Here is a 24,313-nt window from a genome sequence, read left to right as displayed (position 1 = left end):
AAATTTTAAAACAATAAGAACACTGCTCAAATTACGGATGATCTATATCTAAGGCCTTAAAACCTGAAATCAAATGATCTAACATCGCACGTACACCCGGCAGCATACCTTGTCGTGTCGCGTATGCAACATGGATGACCCCTTGCGGCAATTGCCATTCAGGAAATAGCTCAATTAACTCACCACTTTTTAAAGCATCACGTACAAACACTTTGGGCAAAGAAGCGATTCCCACGCCAGAAATAGCAGCAGAAATCATCGCACCAAAACTGTCAGTTCTTAAGCGTGGATGAAATTCAATTTGTTGGGTTTCACTTTTTTCACGATGTCGAAAATCCCAAAAATGTTTAGGCCGATCAAAACCAATACACGGAAAATTTTGAATCTCAGCCAATTGCTGTGGCATTTCACGCTCGAAGAAAAGTTGTGGCGATGCCACTAAAACATGATCACAAGCATCTAAATCTCGAACGATCAAATCACTATCCATTAAAGGCATATTGCGCACACGAATGGCTAAATCTACGCCTTCCTCAATGACATCAACCCGATGATTGGTCGCCATCAGATGCACACTGATGTCTGGATATTGCTGCATAAAATCGGTGACCATTTTTGCAACAGGCATTTCCACCAAAGCCACAGGACAAGAAATTTTAATCTGGCCACAGAGTTGATCGTTCAACGTACTGAGCACAAAATTTTCCGTTTCGCTGACTTCCTCTAAAATTTTTAAGCAATGTAAATAGAACTGTTGTCCTATTTCAGTCACAGTAAATTTTCGCGTATTCCGCTGAATCAGACGTACACCCAAACGGGTCTCTAATTCTGTAATACGGCGTGATAGTTTAGATTTTGTAATACCCAATGCTTCACTGGCTTTGGTATAACCTTGGTATTTCACCAATTGCACGAAGTAGTAATAGTCATTTAAATTTTGCATGATTGTTTCATTTTTAGAATAATCTGTTGAGTTTTTCGCCCTGTCATTCCCTCACTATACCTCAATAATAGATCTCAGAAGCAATATATTGAGGGCTGAATTATGAATTCAATCAAACGTGTTTATCATAGTGATCGTAGCACTTGGGTGGGCGATGGCTTCCCAACAAACTCTATGCTCCCTATGCAAGAAATGGGCAATCAAACCAGTCCATTCCTCGTTATGGGCTATACCGGCCAATATCATTTCTCTCCAAGTCATCATCAACGTGGTGTTGGGTCACATCCACACCGTGGCTTTGAAACAGTGACCATTGTTTATGAAGGTGAATTGGAGCATTTTGACTCTAAAGGAAATCACGGCAGTATTGCCAAAGACGAAGTGCAATGGATGACCGCGGGTCGAGGCATTATGCATGAAGAACACCATTCTAAAGATTTTGCAAAAACTGGCGGAAATTTAGACATGGTACAACTTTGGGTCAATTTACCTAGTCATACCAAAATTACTGAACCTCGCTACCAAGAACTGACTACAGCCAATATTGCTGAAGTTAAACTTGCACAAAATGCAGGCGTGGTACGCGTCATTGCTGGCCAATTTGAAGACACAATGGGTACAGCTGAAACCTTTAGCCCAATGAATGTCTTGGATGTGCGCTTGAATGCAAATGTTGAACAGGAATTTTCATTCAACCCACAGTGGAATAACATGATTTTTGTATTAAGTGGCGCGATCGAAATCGAAGGTCAACGCTTTGATGCGAAACAGACTTTATATGTCAGTGACCAAGTATCGTCCTTGAAACTTAAATCTTTTGAAGCAACCAAACTGCTTATTTTAAGTGGCGAAGCTTTAAATGAACCGATTGCGGCACATGGACCATTCGTCATGAATACTGAAGATGAAATACGTCAGGCATTTTATGATTTTCAACATGGTCATTTTGCTTAAATATTTCCACGATAAAGTCCCAATAAAAAAACCGCCTTCTGGCGGTTTTTTTATATCTATTTTGGTATGAATTACGCATCACGCTTTCAACAGATTATTGCGTGACTTTTTGATAAAACTCATCGATTGTATTGACCATTTGATCGAGTCCCGGCTGTTCCAAAGGATAATGTCCTGCGTTTTTCAACAGCACGACATCGACTGGAACTTGGTGAATCCGTGCTAAAAATGGCTGACTTAAAGCCAAAGGCGTCCAACGGTCTTGTTCAGGCTGCGTCAGTAAAATTGGGCAGACATCAAACTGCTCCGGTGGCGTGTCATTTTTATAATATAAATACGAATCTAGAAATTTAACCGATACACTATTCCCAGCTGACGTTTTATCTTTTAAAAAGACCTGCAATGCTGCGTCATTATTCACCAAACGATGCATTTTACTTACCCAACGCATCGGCATTGGCAATGCTGATAATGGTGTATGTGCCGTCACATGAGCCATTGGACTGCCCACGCGGCTCATAAATTTATTCAAAGAGACTTGATCACGCACGGTTTTATTTGAAGTATCTAGAAAGGTCATACCGACGATACCTTTCACCTGTTTATTTTTTGCCGCCACGTGATAGGTCAACATACCACCAGCACTGAGCCCATACAAAACGATAGGACGATGATCTTTTTGTAGCTCAGCTTCAATGAGGTCATTGCCTGCTTGAACCCAATCATCATAAAGAGTTTTAGAGCCTTTTTTGACTTGGGTGAGGCCATAACCGGGCATATCAATAGCGATAGTTTCATAGCCACTCTGTGCCAAAGGCTGACCCAAAATCATCGACATTTGTCGACCATTTGTTCCCACACCATGAAACAGAATCACCTTCACTTTTGCCTGTGGATTTCGATAGGTATCTAAGTGAATAGTATGACCCTGCCAATTCCACCACTCTTCTTTAGGGCGCTGCGTTTCGGTTAAATGGTATTCTTTAGGTAGATAGGGCTGAATGTCCTGCCAACTGTTTTGATCTGCATAACTTGCTAATGGTTGTGTAGCAGGTAGCTGATCATCTGCAAATGCCATGATTGAAAGTAACGATGCAATGCCACTCATCAACCACTTAAATAAGGCACTCAAAATTTCTGATAAGGTGTCTGATTTTGGAGAAGTCATTTTTAGACAAAATATTTTATGTGTAAATGCTGATGCTAATCAGCGGCGGAAACCGACGCCATGTGCATGTGGGACAGCACTATGTCACTTCGTCCAATTATCTTTTTCCCTGCTAAGCACTTCAAAATATTTTTGAAGCAGGATTTACATACTCCTGCAATAATCAGCCTTTAAGATCTTTTAACTTTCATAATTTTATCCTTTAGAAATTCATAACCTTACTTTTGATTTTAAATATTGGTAACGTATGAGCCAGTCCATACCACAACGAAACCTTGTCATCTTTCTCACCTTTTTAAGATTAGGGTGTATTGCATTTGGTGGACCTGCTGCGCATTTAGTGTTGTTTTTTCAATATTTTGTGAAACAAGAAAAATGGATAACGGAGCATGAATATGCGCATTTGCTTGCCTTGACTCAAGTCCTTCCAGGCCCAACCAGTAGCCAGCTCGGCATGGCGATTGGATTTCAACTCAACCGCTATCAAGGTGCTTGTTTGGCGTGGTTAGGCTTTACTTTACCATCCGCCCTGCTGATGTGTGCCGCGGCGACTTTAAGTATAAAACTGAGCAATCAACTCTCAACACAGTTCTTTCATGTTATTCAGTTGATTGTACTAGCCGTTGTTGCATGGGCATTTTGGCAAATGACGCGAAGCTTTTGTAAAACAAAACTGCAGTATTTGATCATGCTCTTGGCTGCATTTTTTATTTATTTCTTTCAATTTTCTCTAAATCAAGTTTTGGTAATTTTATGCGCTGCAATTATCGGTTTAGTTTTATCGTCAAATCAATTACGCAGCCAAAAGCCAAATATCACCGAAACAGTTCCACCCAAACATGACAGTTTTAGCCAAAATGCACATGAAAATACTCGCACCTCTTGGCTATGGCTTCTCGCCTTTATCAGCCCTTTTTTCGTTCTGCCATTCTTCGATATACAACATAGCAATATATTGTCTTTCAGCTTAGAAAGCTTCTACCGCACAGCATCCCTCGTCTTTGGTGGTGGACATATTATTTTGCCATTTTTACATCAGGACTTTGTCTCTACAGGACTGATCAGTAATGAAAATTTTGACTTAGGCTATGCCCTTGCACAACTCATGCCGGGGCCCTTGTTTAGTTTCGCCACCTATCTCGGCACACTTTTAACCATGACTGATGTGCTACTCTTAAATGCTGTACTCGCGACTGTGGCGATATTTTTACCATCATTTTTATTATTGTTTGGCTTATTACCGTTTTGGAATAAGTTGATGAAATACCCGATGCTTTTTGGCACCTTAAAAATAATCAATGCAGCTGTCGTCGGTTTATTACTGTGTCTACTATTTCAAATGAGCCAGAAATACATCATTCAATGGACGGACTTTATATTTGTTGCCGTCGTTATTGCTTTACTTCGCAGCAAGCTGCCAATCTGGTTCAGCTTAATAAGCAGTTTTATCGGCTATTATGCTTTTTTAACTTTTCTGCCTTTTTAAACGAAAGCAAAAAAACTATAGCTAAAGGAATAATCTAATCCTCATCGATTAAGCTTGCGCCCTTGACCACAGTTTTCCCCTCGACCTGATCCAGTTGATAATGCTGCACATCACTATACTGTTTGATCATTTCAACCAGCTCATTGGAATGTGTGGTCAACCAAAGCTGTGTATAGCGGCTTGCTTCGGCAATCAGCATCGCCAAGGCAGGTAATAAATCGGGATGTAAGCTATTTTCAGGCTCATTCAGTGCCATGAAATTTGGGGGTCTAGGACTCAGTAAAGCTACGGCTAAACACAAAAATCGTAACGTCCCATCTGAAAATTCTGCACTTTCTAAAGGTCTTAAGATCCCTTGCTTTTGCATCATCATTTGAAAGCGCCCTCCCATTTCCTGCACATAAAATTGGGTCTGCGGAAAGGCTTTTTCTAGTACTTCAAACAAGGTTTCACTGTTGCCCCGCTCACGCAAGGTTTCAAAAGCTGCGGCTAAATTTGTACCATCATGCGCTAAAACTGGCGAACGAATGCCCACCTGTGGGACACGGATCGGTGAATTTCCACTGACTGAAAACTCATGATAAAAGCGCCAGTTTTTCATGGTCTCACGCACTTGTGAAACTTCGGGATATAAGTGTGGATCGGACAATTGTCCAAACACCGACTCTTCTGGTGTTAATGCCATCGGATAAGCAATCCGTTCTTCATCAACATTTTTAAGAAATGCCGCTTGGTTGGTTCTTTCCAACAACTCACTCATTTTTCGACGTTGATAGCCGCTTAACCAAATTCCTTCTACTTTGACCAAAGGATCGAGTGCAAACAAGGTGATGAGCGGTTCAGGAAAACCTATTTCAAGTTGATATTCATAATGCTCCATCTCCACTGCAAGCTTCATGCGCTTAGGGTCTTTCGATCGATCACCCGCACGGTGACCACCTGCCCACATGATTTTTTGAATCCCGCCCTCATTTGCAATAGCTTGGGATAATTGGCCATTTGCAGCTTCATGCAGGAGACGTACAGCTTGATATAGATTGGATTTACCACAACCATTCGGACCACTGACAATATTCAGACGCGATAAGGTCAGATTCATATGATGAATAGATCGAAAACCTTGAATGGTCACTGAACGGATCGTCATAAGCTACCTAAAATGAGTTGGAAATGCTGATGATTATAAGTGGATTGAATGTATATTTTGCATACACTTTATCCTAACTATAAAAAAACCCGCAAGCCGAAACTTACGGGTCTTTCATTGTACATTCTAAGTTCAATTTAACCTTAGAATAAACGGTTCATACCATTCAATGTTGCAACACGGTACGCTTCCGCCATAGTCGGATAGTTAAATGTGGTTTCTACGAAATATTTAATCGTATTGTTCGGGCTGTTCATCACGGCCTGACCAATGTGAATAATTTCCGCAGCATTATTACCGAAGCAATGAACGCCTAAAATTTCTAAAGTATCACGATGGAACAAGATTTTAAGCTCGCCTACGGTATCACCCGTAATTTGCGCACGTGCCAAATGACGGAACGATGCCTGACCCACTTCATACGGAATTTTTTCTTCAGTTAACTGTTGTTCAGTTTTACCAATCGAAGAAATTTCAGGAATTGTATAAATACCTGTAGGAATATCCGTTACAGGTGCAATTCCTTCTTCACCGCTCATGTTAGAACCGGCACAACGACCTTGGTCATACGCAGCAGATGCAAGTGAAGGCCAACCGATTACATCACCCGCAGCAAAGATATTCTCTACTTCAGTTTGATATTGATCATTCACGGTTAATTGACCACGGCTGTTTGGTTTGATACCTACATTTTCTAGGCCTAAACCATCTGTATTACCAGAACGGCCGTTACACCACAAAATCGCGTCGGCTTTAATTTTCTTACCACTTTGCAAGTGAAGAACGACATGATCATCATGTGTTTCAAGATGATCAATCTGTTCGTTATGGCGAATCAGTACACCCTGCTCACGTAAACGATATGACAATGCATCTGAAATTTCATCGTCTAAGTAGCTGAGTAATTTGTGTTGTGTATTGATCAAGTCTACTTTGTGATCTAGACCAATAAAGATAGACGCATATTCACAACCAATCACACCTGCACCATAAATGATGATTTTTTGGATTGAATAATCCAGATCCAAAATTTTGTCTGAATCAAATACGCGAGGATGATTAAAGTCTAAAGCAGCTGGACGGTAAGGACGTGAACCTGTCGCAATCACTAATTGCTGGAATACTAAAGTTTCCGTCATACCTTCATTGCTAAAAATCAAAACAGTGTTTTGATCTTGGATATACGCACGGCCGTGGAAAATATCAATTTTATTACGGTCATAAAAACGTGAATGCGTTTCAACTTGTTGTTGAATCACTTTATGCGCATTACGTAACACCTGTTTCATCGTGAACTGTTTCCATTCACCGACTTTTTGGAACATAGGGTCACGTTGGTAACGTAAAATGCTTGAAACGGTCTGACGCAATGCTTTACTTGGAATTGTTCCTACATGGGTACAGTTACCACCAAGCTGTTCACGCATATCTACAATTGCAACTCGCTTACCTGATTTAGCAAGTTTCATTGCAGCGCCTTCACCCGCAGGGCCAGAACCCAGAACTACCGCATCGTATTTCACGAAAGTTCCACTAACGACCTCTTTCTTACGTGGCATTCAACGCTCCTTTACAAATATTCTTTAATCTAGGCTGTATTATGACGTATATCCTAACTTTTTTGGATATTTAGCTCACATATATTATGTGATAACCACATTTATTATATGAATATCGTTTTCCCCCTATTTAAGCTCAAGTCCGCTATAATGATCGAGCTAATTTTTTGAATATCTCCTTGTCAAAAACAGTGGAAAAGTTGAATATGTCTGAGAACCGTAAACCTGTACAGGGTGTAAAACTTCGTGGCGCAGAAAAAGTCGCTCGCATACCTGTGAAGGTCGTGCCAACGGTTGAAACGCCTCGTAAGCCTGACTGGATTCGGGTCAAAATGGCTGCCCCTGATGAAGTTCAACGTATTAAAACAACTTTGCGCGCACAAAAATTACATACCGTGTGTGAAGAAGCGGCTTGCCCGAACTTACCTGAATGTTTCGGTGGCGGTACTGCAACCTTTATGATTATGGGCGATATCTGTACTCGTCGTTGCCCATTCTGCGACGTTGCACATGGTCGTCCCAATGCTCTTGACCCAGATGAACCACGTCACATGGCAGAAACCATTGCCAATCTTGGTTTGAAATATGCCGTAATTACTTCTGTCGACCGTGATGACCTAGTTGATGGCGGTGCGCAGCACTTTGTTGACTGTATTAAAGAAGCTCGTGACTTGAGTCCAAAAACACTTTTGGAAATTTTAGTCCCTGACTTCCGTGGTCGTATGGATGTTGCCCTTCGTATCATGACGGAGTGCCCACCTGATGTGTTTAACCACAACATTGAAACTGTGCCACGTTTGTATAAAGCAATGCGTCCAGGTTCTGACTACCAACACTCTCTAAACTTATTAAAAATGTTTAAAGAATACTGCCCAGATGTCCCTACCAAATGTGGTTTGATGGTCGGTATTGGTGAAACTGAAGAAGAAGTCATTGCGCTATTAGACGACTTAAAAGCACACGATGTTGACTATGTCACCATTGGTCAGTACTTACAGCCCTCTAAAGAACATGCCCCTATTGACCGTTTTGTAAGCCCAGAAGAATTTGAGCGTTACACTGCACATGGTCAAAAGCTTGGTTTCAAAAACATTTGGGCTGCACCAATGGTCCGTTCAAGCTACTTTGCTGACCGTCAATACTATGGTGAGCCAGTGCCTGCGGTACGTCGTAAAACTGATCCTGCAAAGAAAATTGCAGTTCAAACGATTGAAGCCTAATCACGCAAAGATTTAAAACATCGCAAATTAAAAGCCCTCATTGATTGAGGGCTTTTTTGTGACTTTCACACTCAGCCCAATTCGTTTACCAATATAAGATTTTTCGAAAATAGTGCGTTCCTTACACCTGTATGCAATGTTCAACCCAATATATCGAATCATCCAAGTTTACGTAATGTGACATTTCTTTGCCCGATAGGGATTGTGTTGTGATTATTTATTAATCAACCTATTGATAACAATTTATTTGCGCTTTCATTATATTCGCGCAATTGTCCAATCATACTCACCAGCCGAGTGATGCCATTTTGACAGTCTCATGCACTTTAAAATCAGAAAGACAAAAGATGAGATCATTTTTAAACGCATGTAGGCTGTTTTAAACGCATAACGCTCTGGCCCTTGTCACTGGAGCCATAACAAATGCTATTTATACTCAGTGCAGTACTCTTTATTTTTGCTCTTTGGGCCGTTTTTTTCTTTGAACTTTCACGAGCTGTAGGCGCAATAACACTGATATTTGTTTCAATTGCACTCGCCTTTTTAACCCCATGGTCATTAATACTTGGCATCCCTCTTATTGCTTTGAGTTTAGTTGTGTTGATTGACCCACTGCGGCTCAATCTGCTCACCAAACCTGCCTATAAAACCTTAGCAAATGCAATGCCGAGTATGAGTACTACGGAACGTGAAGCGTTGGATGCAGGAACAAGTTGGTGGGAAAAAGAGCTATTTATGGGCGCTCCTGATTGGAAAAAATTTGAGGCTTATCCCTACCCTCAGCTCAGCGCTGAAGAACAATCCTTCATTGATAATGAAGTCGAACAACTTTGTGCCATGCTCAACGAATGGGATATTCACCATAAACATAAAGACCTCCCACCAGAAGCTTGGCAATTTATTAAAGATAATGGCTTCTTAGGACTGGTGATTCCAAAATCGTATGGAGGACGTGAATTTAGTTCATTTGCACAAAGCCGTGTCATGAGCAAGATTGCATCCCGATCACTCACTGCCGCAGTCAGTTGTATGGTGCCCAACTCGCTTGGACCGGGGGAATTACTTCTACACTATGGTACCGAAGCACAAAAAGACAGATACCTCCCTGGCCTTGCAAAAGGTGAAGAAATTCCATGTTTTGGACTTACCAGTCCTGAAGCCGGTTCGGATGCAGGTGCTATTCCAGATACAGGTGTTGTCTGTTATGGCACCTTTGAGGGACAACAAGTGCTCGGCTTAAACATGAACTTCTCCAAACGCTGGATTACTCTTGCACCAATTGCCACCGTCATTGGTCTTGCATTTAAGTTATACGATCCAGATGGCTTATTGGGAGATAAAAATAAAACGGAATATGGTATCACCTGCGCGCTGCTACCGGCGAGTCATGACGGTGTCATTACAGGCCCTCGTCATAATCCAGGCTCACCATTTATGAATGGGACAGTTGAAGGTAAAGATGTCTTTATTCCCTTAGACTGGATCATTGGAGGGATTGAAAATGCCGGCAAAGGCTGGCGTATGCTAATGGAATGCTTAGCGGTTGGTCGTGGTATTTCACTCCCTGCATTGTCAACGGCAGCCGGTGAAATGGCATATCTAAATGTCGGTGCATTTGCCAAAGTTCGTCAGCAGTTTAAAATTTCCGTGGGTAATTTTGAAGGTGTACAAGAAGCTTCGAGTGATATCGCATCAGATGCTTATATGCTTGAAGCATTCCGCTATTTGGTGACTTGTGGTTTAAACCAAGGCGGCAAACCTGCTGTAATGACTGCAATGGCCAAATACTATGCCACTGAAACCATGCGTAAAGTAGTCAATCATGGCATGGACATCGTCGGTGGACGTGCCGTGCAAATGGGACCTCGTAATTTTTTAGCTTTGAATTATCAGGCCATTCCCGTATCAATTACCGTCGAAGGCGCCAATATTTTAAGTCGCTCTCTGATGATTTTTGGACAAGGCTCCATGCGTTGTCATCCATATTTATTTGAAGAGCTACAATTACTTCAAGCCGAAGATAAAAACACTGCACTCAATACATTCAACGAAATGCTCTTTAAGCACTTGGGCTATACTTTTAACCGAACTGCACGTGCCTTTGCTTATGCGTTCACTGGTGGCCCATCAGACTCACCTGCTTCAGCAGATGAATTTAGTCGCCCCTACTATAAAAAAATTAATCGATTCAGTGCCGATTTCGCGCTGACTGCAGATATGTGTCTTGGCCTTTTAGCCGGCGATATTAAACGTAAAGAAATGCTTTCGGGACGTTTGGCGGACATTCACTCTTATTTATTTATAGCAACGGCTATTCTTAAATATTATGAACAAGGTCAAAGAAGCGAAGCTGAACAATTACATGCGCAACTTGCATTAGATAAAGCTTTGTACAATGTTGAAGAAGCTTTCCATGGCTTATTTGATAACTTCCCAATGCGACTAGCAGCAAGCGTAGTAAAAATCATCTGCTTTCCGTTTGGACGAGTTGTTGCTAAACCGACAGACCGTTTAAAACGTGAAGTTGCCACTCAAATGATGCTAGACAATACTTTCCGCCAAGAACTGAAAAAGCACGTGTATTACAGCACTGCAGCAGATGAAGTTTCTGGTCGTATGGAAAATGCCTTTTTACAATTGTTGAAAATTGAACCGCTGTGGAACCAATTTAAAAAAGCTGAATCTAAAGGCCAATTTAAAGGTTTAACTTTTGAAGCACATATAGCCGATGCAATTGCACAAAAAGTCATTACTGCCTCCGAAGCTGAACAGCTCAGCACTTACAACATTCAACGCTATGACAGTATGCTCACAGATGTTTTCGATATGCAACTCATCCACGAACTTGAGCTATCCAATCCACATTTAACCATTGCACCAGAAGTGAAAAAGCAACAACACACCGATGATGAACCAGAAGCATTTCTACGTTATTAATCAGCTTCTGCATCGCTTTTAAGCTTTATTTTTCTCAAAATAAAAGCCATTCCATTCTTAAACAATGGGATGGCTTTTTTATACGACCATCAGCCAATGGTATCGCAGAGTCAAAGGTATAGGCTGTACTGCAAAATTACATCACAGAGGGTTTGCTACATGTCACAACAAGATTATGAAAATGGCTTAAAAGTTCGTACTGAAGTTATGGGTGAAAGTTTCGTTAAACGTGCTCAAGACAATACCGTGCCATTTACTCAACCTTTGCAAGATTGGATTAATGAGCATGCATGGGGTTCAACTTGGCAGCGTGAAGGCGTTTTACCCCGTAAATATCGCTCACTGATTACCATTGCATTTTTAACTGCACAAAAAAGTCCAACAGAACTCAAGGGTCATGTCCGAGGTGCTTTAAATAATGGGGCGACTGTAGAAGAAATTCAGGAAGTGTTACTTCATAGTTTGCCATATTGTGGCGCACCGGCGACTCAAGAAGCCTTTCGTGCGGCACTTGAAGTCATTAATGACTATCAAAAATCTAAATAAGTTACTGCGTTATAAAACAGTTTTAGAAAACTACGCTTAGCGTGGTTTTCTAAAGGGTTTCATCTTGTTTTTAACTTAGGACCTTAAATGCAGTGAATCCCGAATCAAATCCAGTAGACATTAAAATTATAGAAGAATTCATTCACTTCAAATCGAACTTGATATCCCAATTCTGTAAGCTCAGCAGATAAACTTCGAATCTCTTCTAAAGCTAAATGCTTGGGTAAAACCGTAAATACGGCGGTATTCCCCTGTTTGGCATTTTCCTCAATCAGCAAAGCCAAACGTGTCTTATATAAGGCGATATCTAAATTGGCTTGACTGGATAAAACTTTGGCATGTTCAGCGGGTAAAAAGCTCATATTCTTATACGCTTATCTGATTATTATTGCTTATAAATTAAGCCAAATTCAGCAAAGTGTGCAATGCATTTTTGTAATTGATATTTCAATTACAAAGCGCATTGTTTGGCGCAAACGATGCTCTTCAAAGCGATATACAAAAAAAGGTACTCAAAAAAAATCCCTCATGAAGAGGGATTTTCTATACTAACGTGGTAATGGAATATATTGCGAGTCACTGTTTTGAGTTTGCGGTTTACGCTCTCCTACTTGTACCGGCAATGTCATCGCCTTTCCGTCTCGCTCAATGTCAATTTGCATAGTGCTCAATGGCGCTTGTTGTGCAACGTAGTTGATTAAATGCGAAGTCGAGGTAATCAGCTCATTATTCACTTTCATGATTTTATCACCACGTTTTAAACCTGCTTGTGCTGCAGGTCCATTACGAATGACATCTGCGACAATCACACCATTCACCCGTGGATCTAAAATATTTTCTTGTTTAATTGGAAGTAAACTAATACCTAACCAACCACGAACCACTCGCCCATCTTTTAAAATAGCGTTCAATACTTGTTGACATACTTTTGCAGGAATGGCAAAACCAATCCCCAAAGAGCCACCTGACTGCGAGAAGATCGCGGTATTTACACCAATTAAGTTTCCTGCAACATCAATTAAAGCACCACCAGAGTTGCCGGGGTTGATCGCCGCATCTGTTTGAATAAAGTCTTCGTAAGTGTTGATTCCCAAATCTGAACGACCTGTAGCAGAGATAATCCCTTGCGTAACCGTCTGACCCACGCCAAAAGGGTTACCAATCGCTAGGACGACATCACCGACTTCATTGCCACTTAGCTTAAATGGCAAAACCGGTAATTGACTCATTTCAATCTTAATCACAGCTAAGTCTGTATCTGGGTCTGTGCCCACAACTTTCGCTTCAGCACGACGACCATCATGTAAAGCCACAACGATCTGATCGGCCTGTGCGATCACGTGGTTATTCGTCAAAATATAGCCATCTGGACGAACAATCACACCTGAACCTAAACTATTTTCGTTTTGATTGGTTTGATCTGGAAGTTGATTACCAAAAAACTCACGGTAAACAGGATCATTTAATAAAGGATGATCCAATTGTTTCACTTTTTGCGTAGTGAAAATATTGACAACCGCTGGAGCAGCAACTTTTACCGCAGCACTATACGAAACTACACCGCCTGTACGCGACGTATCAATGAGGGGCTCAACCTTTTCTGCAGGCATTTTAACCCCATCTGGGGCAATGGGTGCTTTAGGTTTTTGAACCTGTTGCCATGTAAAGAAACCGATGATCACAAGTATTAATAATACCCAAGGTAACCATGTAAAGGTCCGACGCACGTCTATATCCTCTAAATTTTATAATTCATTGATGGCTAAATAATTTATATCGTATTGTAATGTAATATTTTCAACAAACTTAAAAATAAACACAGAGATTTGTGATTCTTTAGTTACAATTTAAACAATCGTAAATTTTGATGCATCTCTTTGAGATTTTGGACAGTATATGGCTCAGTTAAGTGAAATTATTCAGTGGTGTGACAGCACACTCAAAGCACATGAATTTAAGGACTATGCTCCCAACGGCTTGCAAATTGAAGGCTCAGCAGAAGTGCATAAAATTTTATGTGCAGTTACAGCGTCACAAACAGCGATTGAAGCCGCGATAGCAGCAAAAGCTGATTTGTTATTGGTACATCATGGTTATTTTTGGAAAGGTGAAGCTTACCCAATCACTGGTATGCGCGGCAAACGCATCAAAAGCCTGATCAGAAAAGATATTTCACTCGTAGCTTATCACTTACCTTTAGATAGTCACCCTACTTTAGGTAATAATGTAGCGATAGCAGATTTGCTCGAATTAGAGAATATTGAAGCCTTAGATCCTACTGAGCGCAATCCTATTGGCAATGTTGGTTATTTAAAACAAGCAATGACTCCAACAGCGTTTAAAGACTTCGTTTCTGAAAAATTAGGATTTGATGTCATTCACTTGCCGGCAGATAAACCATCGATTCAAAAAATTGGTTTGTGTACGGGTGGCGCACAGGACTTTATTGGCAAAGCCGCTGCATTAGATTGTGATGCGTACATTTCAGGTGAAGTGAGTGAACGTACTTTTTACGAAGCTGAAGAATTAAATGTGCATTATTATGCATGTGGACATCATGCAACTGAAAGATATGGTGTACAACGACTCGCAAAAGCTATTTCAGAACAGTTCAATATTGAGTATAGTTATTTCGAATTAAACAACCCGATTTAATTTAAATCGTTCTGGTCTTTGGCTCAGTCCTTATACGTATATTTTCAGGCTTTATTCTGTATTGTTATTTATAAGCAATGCGCATTTTACTGCAAGAATCTATTACAATAACGGCACTTAATGTCAAAACCCAGCAAAATGCAAGGAATTGAAAACATGACAACGATTACTTTACCAGCGTTACCTTACGGTTACGAAGATCTTGCTCCTCATATCAGCAAAGAAACTTTAGAATACCATCACGACAAACACCACAATACTTATGTGGTTAACCTAAACAAAGCAATTGAAGGTACTGACCTTGCTGGCAAAACTTTAGAAGAAATCATCACTGCTGTTAAAGGCGATGCTTCTAAAGCTGGTATCTTCAACAATGCAGCTCAAGTATGGAACCACACATTCTACTGGAACTGTATGGCTAAAAACGGTGGCGGTAAAGCTACTGGCGCTTTAGCAGCTAAAATCGACGAAGCTTTCGGTTCTTACGAAAAATTCGCTGAAGAATTTGCAAATGCTGCTGCAACTCAGTTCGGTTCAGGTTGGGCTTGGTTAGTTGCTGACGAAGTAAACGGTAACCTTTCTATCCTTAAAACTTCAAATGCTGACACTCCACTTGCTCACGGTAAAGTTGCAGTGTTGACTATCGACGTTTGGGAACATGCTTACTACATCGATTTCCGTAACGCTCGTCCTAAATACATCTCTACTTTCTTAGAAAGCCTAGTGAACTGGGACTATGCAAACGCTAAATATGCAGGTCAAGCTGCTGGCGTTGAAAAATAAGTTTTAAAACTTATTTTAAAGTAAAAAAATCACCCTTTTAGGGTGATTTTTTATGCTTTAAATATCATACTGCCACAACAAACAATATTACACAAAAGAATGAATCAAGAGCCATTACTAATCATAAAAGCAAAATATACCAAAATATTAGTGATGTTTATCTTTATCACTATAATCCAGTATGTGAGTTACTCTTATGTTCAAGAATCTATTAAATATAGCTTTAATTCAGCACTAATACTGACTGGATTATCAATTATGGAATTCGTCTTAATTTTACTTATCATCAAAAATGGACTGCCACAAATTAGATTTTTCGAAAGTCATTGTATAATTCAACTTTATATAATGAAAATTCAGTTTAACTATGATCAAATAGAAAGCATACCCATTAACAACACAAAAAGTCACTACAAACTATTACCTGTCGGTAATGAATATTTATTAAGGATTGTATTCAAACACAATCAAAATCTTTTTAATCTACTCCAAAACACCATTAAACCTGTTATGTCTTTTTCTAAATTTCATTTAGATACCTTCGCAAACCATCAAATTTTAGAAATATATTTATTATTCCAAATTATAATTCCTTTAGATCAAGAGAAACGTATAACTACGCTTAAAAATTTAAATCTACAAAATTTGACGATAAAGCAAATCAGCAACCTAGATGATATAAAAAACTTCAAAAATAACCGCTATTTAAGAAAAAATTTCTAGACTTGAACAATAAAAAAACATTCAAATAGTCATTTCATCAAATCTGCTTGACCACTTTAAAATTCATCCCTAAAATGCGCATCAGATTCTCCAATAGCTCAGTCGGTAGAGCGACGGACTGTTAATCCGCAGGTCCCTGGTTCGAGCCCAGGTTGGAGAGCCATCTATTCTTCCATAGCTCAGTCGGTAGAGCGACGGACTGTTAATCCGCAGGTCCCTGGTTCGAGCCCAGGTGGAAGAGCCAGATTCTAAAAAGCCCACTCATTGCGAAGTGGGTTTTTTATTGCCTGATATTTAACAAAGCATACCTACTTTTTTGTTTTTGCTTTCCTAAAAAGTATCCGTATATGTACCAAGTTGTCTGATTCGGCTATTTTTAAAACACTTAATTTGATTTTTAAGTATTTTATTTAAATCAGGCTTGACCACCCTCCCATACATCTTTAGAATCCACTTCAGATTCTCCAATAGCTCAGTCGGTAGAGCGACGGACTGTTAATCCGCAGGTCCCTGGTTCGAGCCCAGGTTGGAGAGCCAAATTCTAAAAGCCCACGCATTATGTCGTGGGCTTTTTTTATGCTCTGACTTTTGTTTTAAGATAAGTATAACTTGCTCTATGACCTAAGCTATTCACTTAGCTCTCCGACCACATTAGAAAGAATAGTCAGAGCTTAAGTTTTAAAAACGCTTTATATTAAAGGTGTTTATATTTAATACATTCAGCCTAAATTTCCTTATTTTTTGCAATTCTGACTTGACCTCACTGCATTTGCCCCATAGAATGCGTGCAGATTCTCCAATAGCTCAGTCGGTAGAGCGACGGACTGTTAATCCGCAGGTCCCTGGTTCGAGCCCAGGTTGGAGAGCCAAATTCTAAAAAGCCCACGCATCATGACGTGGGCTTTTTTCATATATGTAGTTTATTTCGTGCCAAATCTCAGTCAGTTTACATTTTTTATTATTGGTTGCTTGGCAACTTTTGCCCTTGTCTGCTTAGTCTTTCCGAGACTGTTTAGAAGCAAACAAAAGTTTTTCCCACGTCGTGTAATCACTGCCTTTGAAAGTAAGATGTTTCATCGTTTAAATGAAGCATTTCCGGACTACCACATTTTAGCACAAGTGGCGTTTAGCACACTGATCACCACTCAAAATTACAAAATCAGAAATAGATTTAATCGAAAAGTCACTGATTTTGTCATACTTGACCAAACTTACGATGTGCTTGTAATTATCGAACTGGATGACCCCAGTCATATAGGCAAAGAGCAAGAAGATGCTGAACGTGATGCAATGCTTGAAGAAGCTGGCTACCGTGTAATCCGCTATACCAGTATTCCAACAGTTCACACGCTCAGGCATGATGTAAATAAATAGTTGTTAAATACCTAAAGTACAATCGAACATTGAGTGAATGCGCATTGCATTCACATCCATAACGTAAGCAGAATTTTATTGAGCATTTGACTCTTGAGCTGCCAGCACTTCTGATACTGCTTGGTCAGCCTCAGCAGCCAAAGCCTCATCTTGTGCTTCTTTTGCTTTAATACGCTCAATCATCTCAGCTTGTTGTTGCTTATATTTTTCTTGGTTTTTGGCATCACTATTGACTGCAAGAAAAGCCATACTGACCAAAAATATAGGAATCAATAGCCCAAGTGCCATCAGAGTGATCATCTTTTTGGTATTGGGTTTTGGCTTTACTTCAGACATAACTATTCTTTCATATACATAAATAATTCGACGCCCAATATAGCAAAAAACAAAATTCGCTCAAGTCTTCATAACATTCTTTGCTCGAACTAACTATGCACCTCATTTTCAAGGATTGAATGATTAATAATCCAATATGCAAAAAAAAGGAGACATGCTCCTTTTTTTATTATTGAAAAAACTTAGCTTGAAGCAGCTACACCCTTACAATGTGGACTTTGGCTTGCATCTTTTTGCTCATTGGTTAAGACAATACCTGTACCTGCAGACATTTTAGCTTGAATAAATTCGACCGCTTGCGCATTTCTACAGATAATCGCCTGTGTATGACTTGCTTTTGGCACAACGTCTAATTGATAACCTTCAGCATAATTTGCTTCTGGGAAATACTTCGTCGCTTGTGTTTTCATATTTGCAAATAGCGCTTGCGTAACCACAGGAATAACTGCCTGATCATTTGCACCTTGAATAATATACACAGGCGCTTTAATTACTTTGGCAGCAGTTGCATTTGTCGCTGGCTGATTATCATTTAAAAATTTCTGAACAACAGGATCGGTATCAATTTTATTCAAATCAATTCCATACTGTGAAACCGTATGCGTTGGATCCTTTAAAAATTCAATCACAGCTGCTTTAAACTGTTCTTGCAAACCATTTGCGCCATTTGGATCGGCATAACTTAAACATGCACCGTCATCCCCTGTACGTCCATAGGCTTTTTCTGCAATAACACCGGCATCAGCAGTAAAAATATTTTTTAAATCATAATTTGGCTCATAGGCTTTAATACCTGAACTGGTCAATGCAGCATATGCCAAAAGCTCAGCATAGCCATCTGCAATTTGATCAATTAACGCTTGTGCTTGAACCTCCGAAAGCTGCCCCATACTAAGTGCATAACGCACTTGTGCCAACTGTTCATCCAATCTATTCAATCCATGGGGTTTAGGTTGACCATTTGCATCAACATTTAGTTTTGGATCTAAATAGATCTTAATAATCGTGCCTAAACTCGACGCAGGTGCGGCTGCTACTGCACCTTTATAATTAGTATCGGTATTCGCAAATTCCGCCGTCCCTAAGGATGCATGACCACCTTGCGATTGACCAATCGACATCCACTGACCATTGAGTTGCTTACCATAATGTTCTTTTGCCGCTTTAACTGCAGTAAGCGCCGAATTTGCCGCACTTGATAAATTAAGGTATGGATGACCCCCCTTGGTTCCTAAACCCTCATAATCTGGCGCCACAATTACATAACCTGCCGCCATAAGCGTGTTAGCTAGAATTTTAAAACGTGGATGAATTACATTTTTACTTGGAGCACACTCATCTCCTGCCCCGACTGTCCCATGCTCCCATACCACAACACGATACCCATCTTTAGGTTGTGTAGCTTTTGGAAATAATACTAAGGCTGTTGCTGTTGCTGCTTTCCCCTGCACATTGGTCATGTTATACGTCATGACTTTAATGGACGATGTATTGTCTACAGTATCTATAGCATAATTTGCTTCAGACACAAATGTTGATTTTTGATTCGAAGATGATGAGTCATTATCATCGTCATTACACGCGGTTAAAGACAGCATAGAAACTGCAACTGTCAAAGCTAATGCTATTTTTGAACGTTTCATAAAATATCCTTTTTCATCATTATTCTTTAAACATGAAACTACATGCCTTTTTATTAATGCATAAAAAAAAGCACCCGAATAGGATGCTTTAGTTCAATTTAAACAGTTTCAGATCAATGACATTAAAGAGCCAATGCCATAAAAATTCCAATAAAAATCATAAACCCTACCCAACGGTTATGGCGAAACGCCCAAAAACATAACTGCGGATCACGGTCTTTAGTTTTAGTCCATTGGTAAATAAAATCGGCAGCCACAGCCAACATTGCAACTAAACCAAATGGCATCAAGAGATCTTCTAAATACAACGCAGAACCAATCAATACAATGCTTAGCGCCTGTAATAAAGAAATGATTTCAATATCGTATTTACCAAATAAAATCGCAGTCGATTTCACGCCAATTTTCAAATCATATTCACGGTCAGTAATGGCATATTGTGTGTCATACGCAACGGTCCACGCCAAATTACCAAAGTACAATAACCAGCAAGTCAAATCAGGTGTTTGCCCCACAGCGGTATAAGCCATAGGAATCGACCATGAAAATGCCGCACCTAAAAATACTTGTGGCAGATGCGTGTAGCGTTTCATAAAGGGATAAATGAACGCTAAAAACAATGCCCCAAAGGACCAATAAAAAGTTTCTATCGGTAAAAAGAACAACATACATGCGCTAGCAAACACCAAGATCAAGAACACATATATGGCTTCTTTAGCACTAATCACTCCAGTGGCTAAAGGACGATGCTTGGTTCTTTCCACAGCACCATCGACTTTACGGTCAGCAAAGTCATTAATCGCACAACCTGCTGCACGCATAAATATCGTGCCCAAAATCATGGGAATCAAAATACTGAATTGCGGTGTTCCTTGATTGGCAATCCACAGTGCCCACATGGTTGGCCAAAAAACCAGTTCCGTGCCAATTGGCTTATCGAAGCGACATAAATAGTAATAAGCTTCTAAACGCTGCTGCCAAGTAATCTGTTGCACCACGGCCATGACTGTCCTTCATCTGGTAATGTTATTTCTGCAAATATTGCTCAAAACTCGCTAAAAAAGTTTCCTGAACTATAAATTTACAACCATGCCAAGTATAACAGCTCTGACGTGTCCAACCATCGTCTAGCCACAATACACGCCGCTCACACTTCGGATTGGTACGCTGAAATAAAAAATGTCCGATGGGTTTTTTACCAATATGCTGAAAAATCCGCGCACGCCCTTGTATGCTAAGGATTGGAAATATACTTTTTGCCTTGACCCACGGCTCAGCTTCACAGCCATATAAATAACTTTCACGTACCCAAGCTATGTGCTGTATTGGCATTTGTAGCCACCGTGCATCTTGAAGCGTCATACGTTGAAATTGCTCAATACTCGGCTCAACTTTAAATACACCTTGGGCAAAATCTGTTAATTGTTGGGTTAATGAACCCGAAGCATACAACCATGTTCTTAATTCAGGAGACATTCTTTTATCCCGCATTTCGCATGCTTGACGCTGCATATTCCATTTCCCTTTAACCATTTGCTGAGTATAGCGAATCATTAGTGTAACCAACTCAACATCGTTTTTCATGACCAATAGCTTGTTTTCAGTAAAATGAGCAAAACCAAAACAGCTTAAGCACTTCATTACATATGCAATCAACACAAACCTCACATACACAGTATGATGTCGTGGATAACCACTAAATTACACAAGCATAATGTTTCCATTTTACCCGCTACATGTTTTTATTTTTTTCGTTTTACTTTGCGCCAATATCACGGTTCAAGCAAAATCTATTGCACTCAGTTTTGATGATGGATTAAATCCAGTGTTTAACGCACAAGCGGAACAAATCAATGCCCAAATTTTAAAACATCTGCATGATCAACAAATCAAAACTATTGTCTTCCCTAGCCTGATTAAAATTGGTGATTATCAAGGCAAGCAACTGATTCAAGACTGGGGACAATCAGGCCATCTAATTGGCAATCATAGTGCACTGCACCAAAATCTAAATAAAGAAAATGTCACATTAAAAGATTATCTGCATAGCATTGAACAGGCGGATACAGTGCTAAAAACGCTGCCAAATTACACACGTATTTACCGGTATCCTTTTTTAAAAGAAGGTAATAGCACTAAAAAGCGTGATGCTGTCTATCAATGGTTAGAGCAGCATCAATACCGCATTGGCGGTGTGAGTATCGATGCCAGTGACTGGTTTTATAACCGAAAATATCTCGACTATGCCAAACTGCAAGATCAGGACAAATTAGACCGACTAAAACAAGCATATATTGCTCACCTGCTTCACCGAGCAGATTATTATGACCAACTTGCCCAGCTCACCATAAATCGTTCGCCACAGCATGTTTTACTTTTACATGTGAATGCTATTAATGCCGCATTTTTAAAGGATGTCATTACTGCTTTTCAGCAGCATGGCTGGACTTTTATTTCAGCAGCAGACGCCCTGCAAGATCCCTTATATACGCAGCACAGCCAAAACATCCCTGCGGGTGAAAGTGTAATTTGGTCTATTGCAAAAACCAAAGGATTAGAAAACTTACGCTACCCCGCCGAAGATGCGCCTTATGAAATCGACAATTTAAAACAGCATGGTTTGCAATAACGTTTGGCAAATTACGAGATATTCAATAAAAAATGACCTGCAACGTTGAAAGTCATTTTTTTCAATTCAATATTTTCGTGTTAAATTAAAAGTTATCTGTCTTGGCAATGGCTTCGAACTTCCCTTGCGGCGTTTTAATCAGAACCAGCCCTTCGGTCGTAATATAAAAACTTTCAGGGTATTCAAACTCCAATGCTAGCTCTGGGTTTTTCAGTTCGACAAATTCAGCCTGCTTATAACCTTCAACGGTCCGCCCTGCTTCCAAATAAGTCACTTCTGAGAAGTTGAGTTTAAATCCCTTTGCCTGATCCGCTGGATCAATCCAAGGGAAAAAACCGGTATGTTTTTTACGTGGTTTTGCCATGTTTAGATATTCATTCAACTCTTTGCTTTATCTTAACCCATCCTATAAAAAAACCCGCACAAGGCGGGTCTTTTTACAGTGCAATTCTGTACAGAATTACAAGCTGTAGTACATGTCGAATTCAACTGGGTGAGTTGTCGTGTTAAGACGACGAACTTCTTCAGTTTTAAGTTCGATGTAGGCATCAAGCATTTCTTTAGTGAACACGCCACCTTTAAGAAGGTAATCATGGTCAGCTGCAAGAGCCTCAAGCGCCATATCTAAGCTATGAGCCACTGTAGGGATTTTAGCTTCTTCTTCAGGAGGAAGGTCGTACAAGTTCTTGTCAGCAGCTTCACCTGGGTGGATCTTGTTTTGGATACCGTCAAGACCAGCCATAAGAAGTGCAGCGAAACCTAAGTACGGGTTCATCATTGGATCAGGGAAACGTGCTTCGATACGTTTGCCTTTAGGGCTAGAAACATAAGGAATACGAATAGAAGCTGAACGGTTACGTGCTGAGTAAGCAAGCATAATCGGTGCTTCGAAATGTGGAACTAAACGTTTGTACGAGTTAGTTGATGGGTTTGTGATTGCGTTCAATGAACGAGCGTGTTTGATCACACCACCAATGAAGTACAACGCCATTTCTGAAAGACCAGCGTATTCATCACCAGCAAACAAGTTCTTGCCGTCTTTAGAGATCGACATGTGAACGTGCATACCAGAACCGTTATCGCCAACCATTGGTTTAGGCATAAACGTAGCAGTTTTAGCATATTGGTGAGCAACGTTCCAAACCGCATATTTGAACTGTTGAACTTCGTCCGCTTTACGAACCATAGTGTTGAAGCTTACACCGATTTCAAGCTGGCAAGATGCAACTTCGTGGTGATGTACTTCTACACGACCTGGGCCCATGATGTCTTCGATTTTTGCACACATATCTGCACGCATATCTTGTGAAGAATCAACAGGAGGAACTGGGAAGTAACCACCTTTCACACGTGGACGGTGACCAGAGTTACCCGCTTCGTAATCTTTACCAGTAGACCAAGCAGCTTCTTCAGCGATTAATGTGTGGCGCGCGCCAGACATATCGATGTCCCATTTTACTTCGTCAAATACGAAGAATTCTGGTTCTGGACCAAAATAAGCAGTATCACCGATACCAGTTGATTTTAGGTATTCTTCCGCACGGCGAGCAATAGAGCGTGGGTCACGTTCATAACCTTGACCAGTTGAAGGTTCGATAACATCACAAGTCACAACAACTGTAGCTTCTGCAAAGAACGGGTCGATAAAACAAGTTTCTGCATCTGGACGTAAGATCATGTCAGATGCTTCAATGCCTTTCCAACCAGCAATTGAAGAACCATCAAACATTTTGCCATCTTCAAACGTATCTTCGTCGATTGAATCTGCTGGGTAAGTTACGTGTTGTTCTTTACCCTTAGTATCAGTAAAGCGAAAATCGACCCATTTTGCGCCACTTTCTTGGATGAGTTGAAGGACCTTGTTCGCCATGCTCATTTTGCTCCGATGATTTTTTTGTGCACACTGAAGTGCGTGTTAGTAGTTGGTAGTTATTAAGCAATTACCGTACCAACTTTTAAAAGCCAAGCTAAAATATTGAATTCCTTATCAGAATAGAAGATTTTAGCTCCTAGCTTTTCGACTATTATACTGTGTGTAACAGTAAATGCACCATATTCAGCCACTCTTCATCACTTTTGTTTAAAAACTTCTCGCAGGTGTATCAAAATAGTGCAACTTGGTTTTGCACCAAAATGATTAATCGCTTTCAACGATAAAATCATTGAGATTTTATCAAAGCTTTAAGGTCGAATTTAAATACGATAGAAAC

22 protein-coding genes and 4 tRNA genes are annotated in these 24,313 nt (G+C 40.2%); 14 read left to right on the top strand and 12 right to left on the bottom strand.

What is annotated here, in order from left to right; translation table 11 throughout:
* Window positions 1-31: 31 nt before the first annotated feature.
* The gene (locus tag LXF01_RS05820) at window positions 32-943 is read right to left on the bottom strand and encodes a LysR substrate-binding domain-containing protein (protein WP_180004936.1); all 912 of its coding nucleotides are present in this window, start codon (window positions 941-943) and stop codon (window positions 32-34) included.
* A 102-nt stretch (window positions 944-1,045) separates the two neighbouring features.
* Here LXF01_RS05820 and LXF01_RS05815 point away from each other — a divergent pair, with 102 nt between their 5' ends.
* Window positions 1,046-1,897 carry a pirin family protein gene (locus LXF01_RS05815; RefSeq protein ID WP_233945173.1) on the top strand — a complete coding sequence of 284 codons (852 nt, stop codon included), beginning with the start codon at window positions 1,046-1,048 and terminating at the stop codon, window positions 1,895-1,897.
* A 94-nt stretch (window positions 1,898-1,991) separates the two neighbouring features.
* On the opposite strand, the gene LXF01_RS05810 is transcribed toward LXF01_RS05815, so the two are convergent.
* On the bottom strand, window positions 1,992-2,975 hold the full coding sequence (locus LXF01_RS05810; RefSeq protein ID WP_233945430.1) for an alpha/beta hydrolase: 984 nt from the start codon (window positions 2,973-2,975) through the stop codon (window positions 1,992-1,994).
* A gap of 337 nt (window positions 2,976-3,312) precedes the next feature.
* Here LXF01_RS05810 and chrA point away from each other — a divergent pair, with 337 nt between their 5' ends.
* Window positions 3,313-4,551, top strand: coding sequence for a chromate efflux transporter (gene chrA / locus LXF01_RS05805; RefSeq protein ID WP_233945172.1), 1,239 nt, complete (start codon window positions 3,313-3,315; stop codon window positions 4,549-4,551).
* Window positions 4,552-4,585: 34 nt separating this feature from the next.
* On the opposite strand, the gene LXF01_RS05800 is transcribed toward chrA, so the two are convergent.
* Both LXF01_RS05800 and sthA read right to left on the bottom strand, forming a co-directional pair.
* On the bottom strand, window positions 4,586-5,698 hold the full coding sequence (locus tag LXF01_RS05800) for an AAA family ATPase (protein WP_180059918.1): 1,113 nt from the start codon (window positions 5,696-5,698) through the stop codon (window positions 4,586-4,588).
* A gap of 143 nt (window positions 5,699-5,841) precedes the next feature.
* Complete coding sequence (sthA, locus tag LXF01_RS05795; protein ID WP_078190237.1) at window positions 5,842-7,257, bottom strand: Si-specific NAD(P)(+) transhydrogenase; 1,416 nt, start codon at window positions 7,255-7,257, stop codon at window positions 5,842-5,844.
* 206 nt (window positions 7,258-7,463) lie between these two features.
* Here sthA and lipA point away from each other — a divergent pair, with 206 nt between their 5' ends.
* From lipA to LXF01_RS05780, 3 genes are all read left to right on the top strand, one after another.
* The gene (gene lipA / locus LXF01_RS05790) at window positions 7,464-8,477 is read left to right on the top strand and encodes a lipoyl synthase (RefSeq protein ID WP_078190238.1); all 1,014 of its coding nucleotides are present in this window, start codon (window positions 7,464-7,466) and stop codon (window positions 8,475-8,477) included.
* Window positions 8,478-8,900: 423 nt separating this feature from the next.
* Entirely contained in the window at window positions 8,901-11,414 is a 2,514-nt protein-coding gene (locus LXF01_RS05785) for an acyl-CoA dehydrogenase (protein ID WP_180059916.1), read from the top strand.
* Window positions 11,415-11,573: 159 nt separating this feature from the next.
* Window positions 11,574-11,960, top strand: a complete 387-nt coding sequence (locus LXF01_RS05780; protein WP_168379173.1) for a carboxymuconolactone decarboxylase family protein — start codon at window positions 11,574-11,576, stop codon at window positions 11,958-11,960.
* Between the two features lie 104 nt (window positions 11,961-12,064).
* On the opposite strand, the gene LXF01_RS05775 is transcribed toward LXF01_RS05780, so the two are convergent.
* Window positions 12,065-12,322, bottom strand: coding sequence for a hypothetical protein (locus LXF01_RS05775; RefSeq protein ID WP_078191893.1), 258 nt, complete (start codon window positions 12,320-12,322; stop codon window positions 12,065-12,067).
* A 186-nt stretch (window positions 12,323-12,508) separates the two neighbouring features.
* Window positions 12,509-13,687 (bottom strand): S1C family serine protease, encoded by a 1,179-nt coding sequence (locus tag LXF01_RS05770; RefSeq protein ID WP_078191894.1) that lies wholly within the window; start codon window positions 13,685-13,687, stop codon window positions 12,509-12,511.
* A gap of 169 nt (window positions 13,688-13,856) precedes the next feature.
* Here LXF01_RS05770 and LXF01_RS05765 point away from each other — a divergent pair, with 169 nt between their 5' ends.
* The 8 genes from LXF01_RS05765 (at window position 13,857) to LXF01_RS05730 (ending at window position 17,495) form a co-directional block, all read left to right on the top strand.
* Window positions 13,857-14,615, top strand: a complete 759-nt coding sequence (locus LXF01_RS05765) for a Nif3-like dinuclear metal center hexameric protein (RefSeq protein WP_233945171.1) — start codon at window positions 13,857-13,859, stop codon at window positions 14,613-14,615.
* A gap of 156 nt (window positions 14,616-14,771) precedes the next feature.
* Complete coding sequence (locus LXF01_RS05760; protein WP_078192384.1) at window positions 14,772-15,398, top strand: superoxide dismutase; 627 nt, start codon at window positions 14,772-14,774, stop codon at window positions 15,396-15,398.
* 258 nt (window positions 15,399-15,656) lie between these two features.
* Window positions 15,657-16,121 (top strand): hypothetical protein, encoded by a 465-nt coding sequence (locus LXF01_RS05755; protein ID WP_233945170.1) that lies wholly within the window; start codon window positions 15,657-15,659, stop codon window positions 16,119-16,121.
* 87 nt (window positions 16,122-16,208) lie between these two features.
* A tRNA-Asn gene (locus LXF01_RS05750) sits at window positions 16,209-16,284 on the top strand.
* A 5-nt stretch (window positions 16,285-16,289) separates the two neighbouring features.
* Window positions 16,290-16,365 (top strand) — tRNA-Asn (locus LXF01_RS05745).
* Between the two features lie 217 nt (window positions 16,366-16,582).
* Window positions 16,583-16,658, top strand: a tRNA-Asn gene (locus LXF01_RS05740).
* A gap of 256 nt (window positions 16,659-16,914) precedes the next feature.
* Window positions 16,915-16,990, top strand: a tRNA-Asn gene (locus LXF01_RS05735).
* A gap of 22 nt (window positions 16,991-17,012) precedes the next feature.
* Window positions 17,013-17,495 carry a DUF2726 domain-containing protein gene (locus LXF01_RS05730; RefSeq protein WP_442781352.1) on the top strand — a complete coding sequence of 161 codons (483 nt, stop codon included), beginning with the start codon at window positions 17,013-17,015 and terminating at the stop codon, window positions 17,493-17,495.
* 75 nt (window positions 17,496-17,570) lie between these two features.
* Here the strand turns inward: LXF01_RS05730 and LXF01_RS05725 are convergent, their stop codons facing one another.
* From LXF01_RS05725 to LXF01_RS05710, 4 genes are all read right to left on the bottom strand, one after another.
* On the bottom strand, window positions 17,571-17,831 hold the full coding sequence (locus LXF01_RS05725; protein ID WP_180101918.1) for a hypothetical protein: 261 nt from the start codon (window positions 17,829-17,831) through the stop codon (window positions 17,571-17,573).
* A 182-nt stretch (window positions 17,832-18,013) separates the two neighbouring features.
* Window positions 18,014-19,474 carry an alpha/beta hydrolase family protein gene (locus LXF01_RS05720; RefSeq protein WP_233945168.1) on the bottom strand — a complete coding sequence of 487 codons (1,461 nt, stop codon included), beginning with the start codon at window positions 19,472-19,474 and terminating at the stop codon, window positions 18,014-18,016.
* A gap of 122 nt (window positions 19,475-19,596) precedes the next feature.
* Window positions 19,597-20,478 carry a 4-hydroxybenzoate octaprenyltransferase gene (gene ubiA, locus LXF01_RS05715; protein ID WP_233945167.1) on the bottom strand — a complete coding sequence of 294 codons (882 nt, stop codon included), beginning with the start codon at window positions 20,476-20,478 and terminating at the stop codon, window positions 19,597-19,599.
* Window positions 20,479-20,500: 22 nt separating this feature from the next.
* A complete protein-coding gene (locus LXF01_RS05710; RefSeq protein WP_233945429.1) occupies window positions 20,501-20,986 on the bottom strand; it encodes a chorismate--pyruvate lyase family protein in 486 nt (161 codons plus the stop codon).
* A gap of 202 nt (window positions 20,987-21,188) precedes the next feature.
* Between LXF01_RS05710 and LXF01_RS05705 the strand changes: the two genes are divergently transcribed.
* On the top strand, window positions 21,189-22,103 hold the full coding sequence (locus LXF01_RS05705) for a polysaccharide deacetylase family protein (protein WP_233945166.1): 915 nt from the start codon (window positions 21,189-21,191) through the stop codon (window positions 22,101-22,103).
* An 85-nt stretch (window positions 22,104-22,188) separates the two neighbouring features.
* On the opposite strand, the gene LXF01_RS05700 is transcribed toward LXF01_RS05705, so the two are convergent.
* Together LXF01_RS05700 and glnA are read right to left on the bottom strand one after the other, a co-directional pair.
* Window positions 22,189-22,467: a hypothetical protein gene (locus tag LXF01_RS05700; protein WP_233945165.1), complete on the bottom strand. Its 279-nt coding sequence runs from the start codon at window positions 22,465-22,467 to the stop codon at window positions 22,189-22,191.
* Window positions 22,468-22,563: 96 nt separating this feature from the next.
* On the bottom strand, window positions 22,564-23,979 hold the full coding sequence (glnA, locus tag LXF01_RS05695; RefSeq protein ID WP_171263711.1) for a type I glutamate--ammonia ligase: 1,416 nt from the start codon (window positions 23,977-23,979) through the stop codon (window positions 22,564-22,566).
* Between the last annotated feature and the right edge of the window lie 334 nt (window positions 23,980-24,313).

Origin of the sequence: Acinetobacter sp. SH20PTE14 (genome assembly GCF_021391555.1) — a bacterium.
In the GTDB taxonomy this organism is placed as follows: domain Bacteria; phylum Pseudomonadota; class Gammaproteobacteria; order Pseudomonadales; family Moraxellaceae; genus Acinetobacter; species Acinetobacter amyesii.
This window is presented reverse-complemented; position numbering and strand designations above follow the sequence as displayed.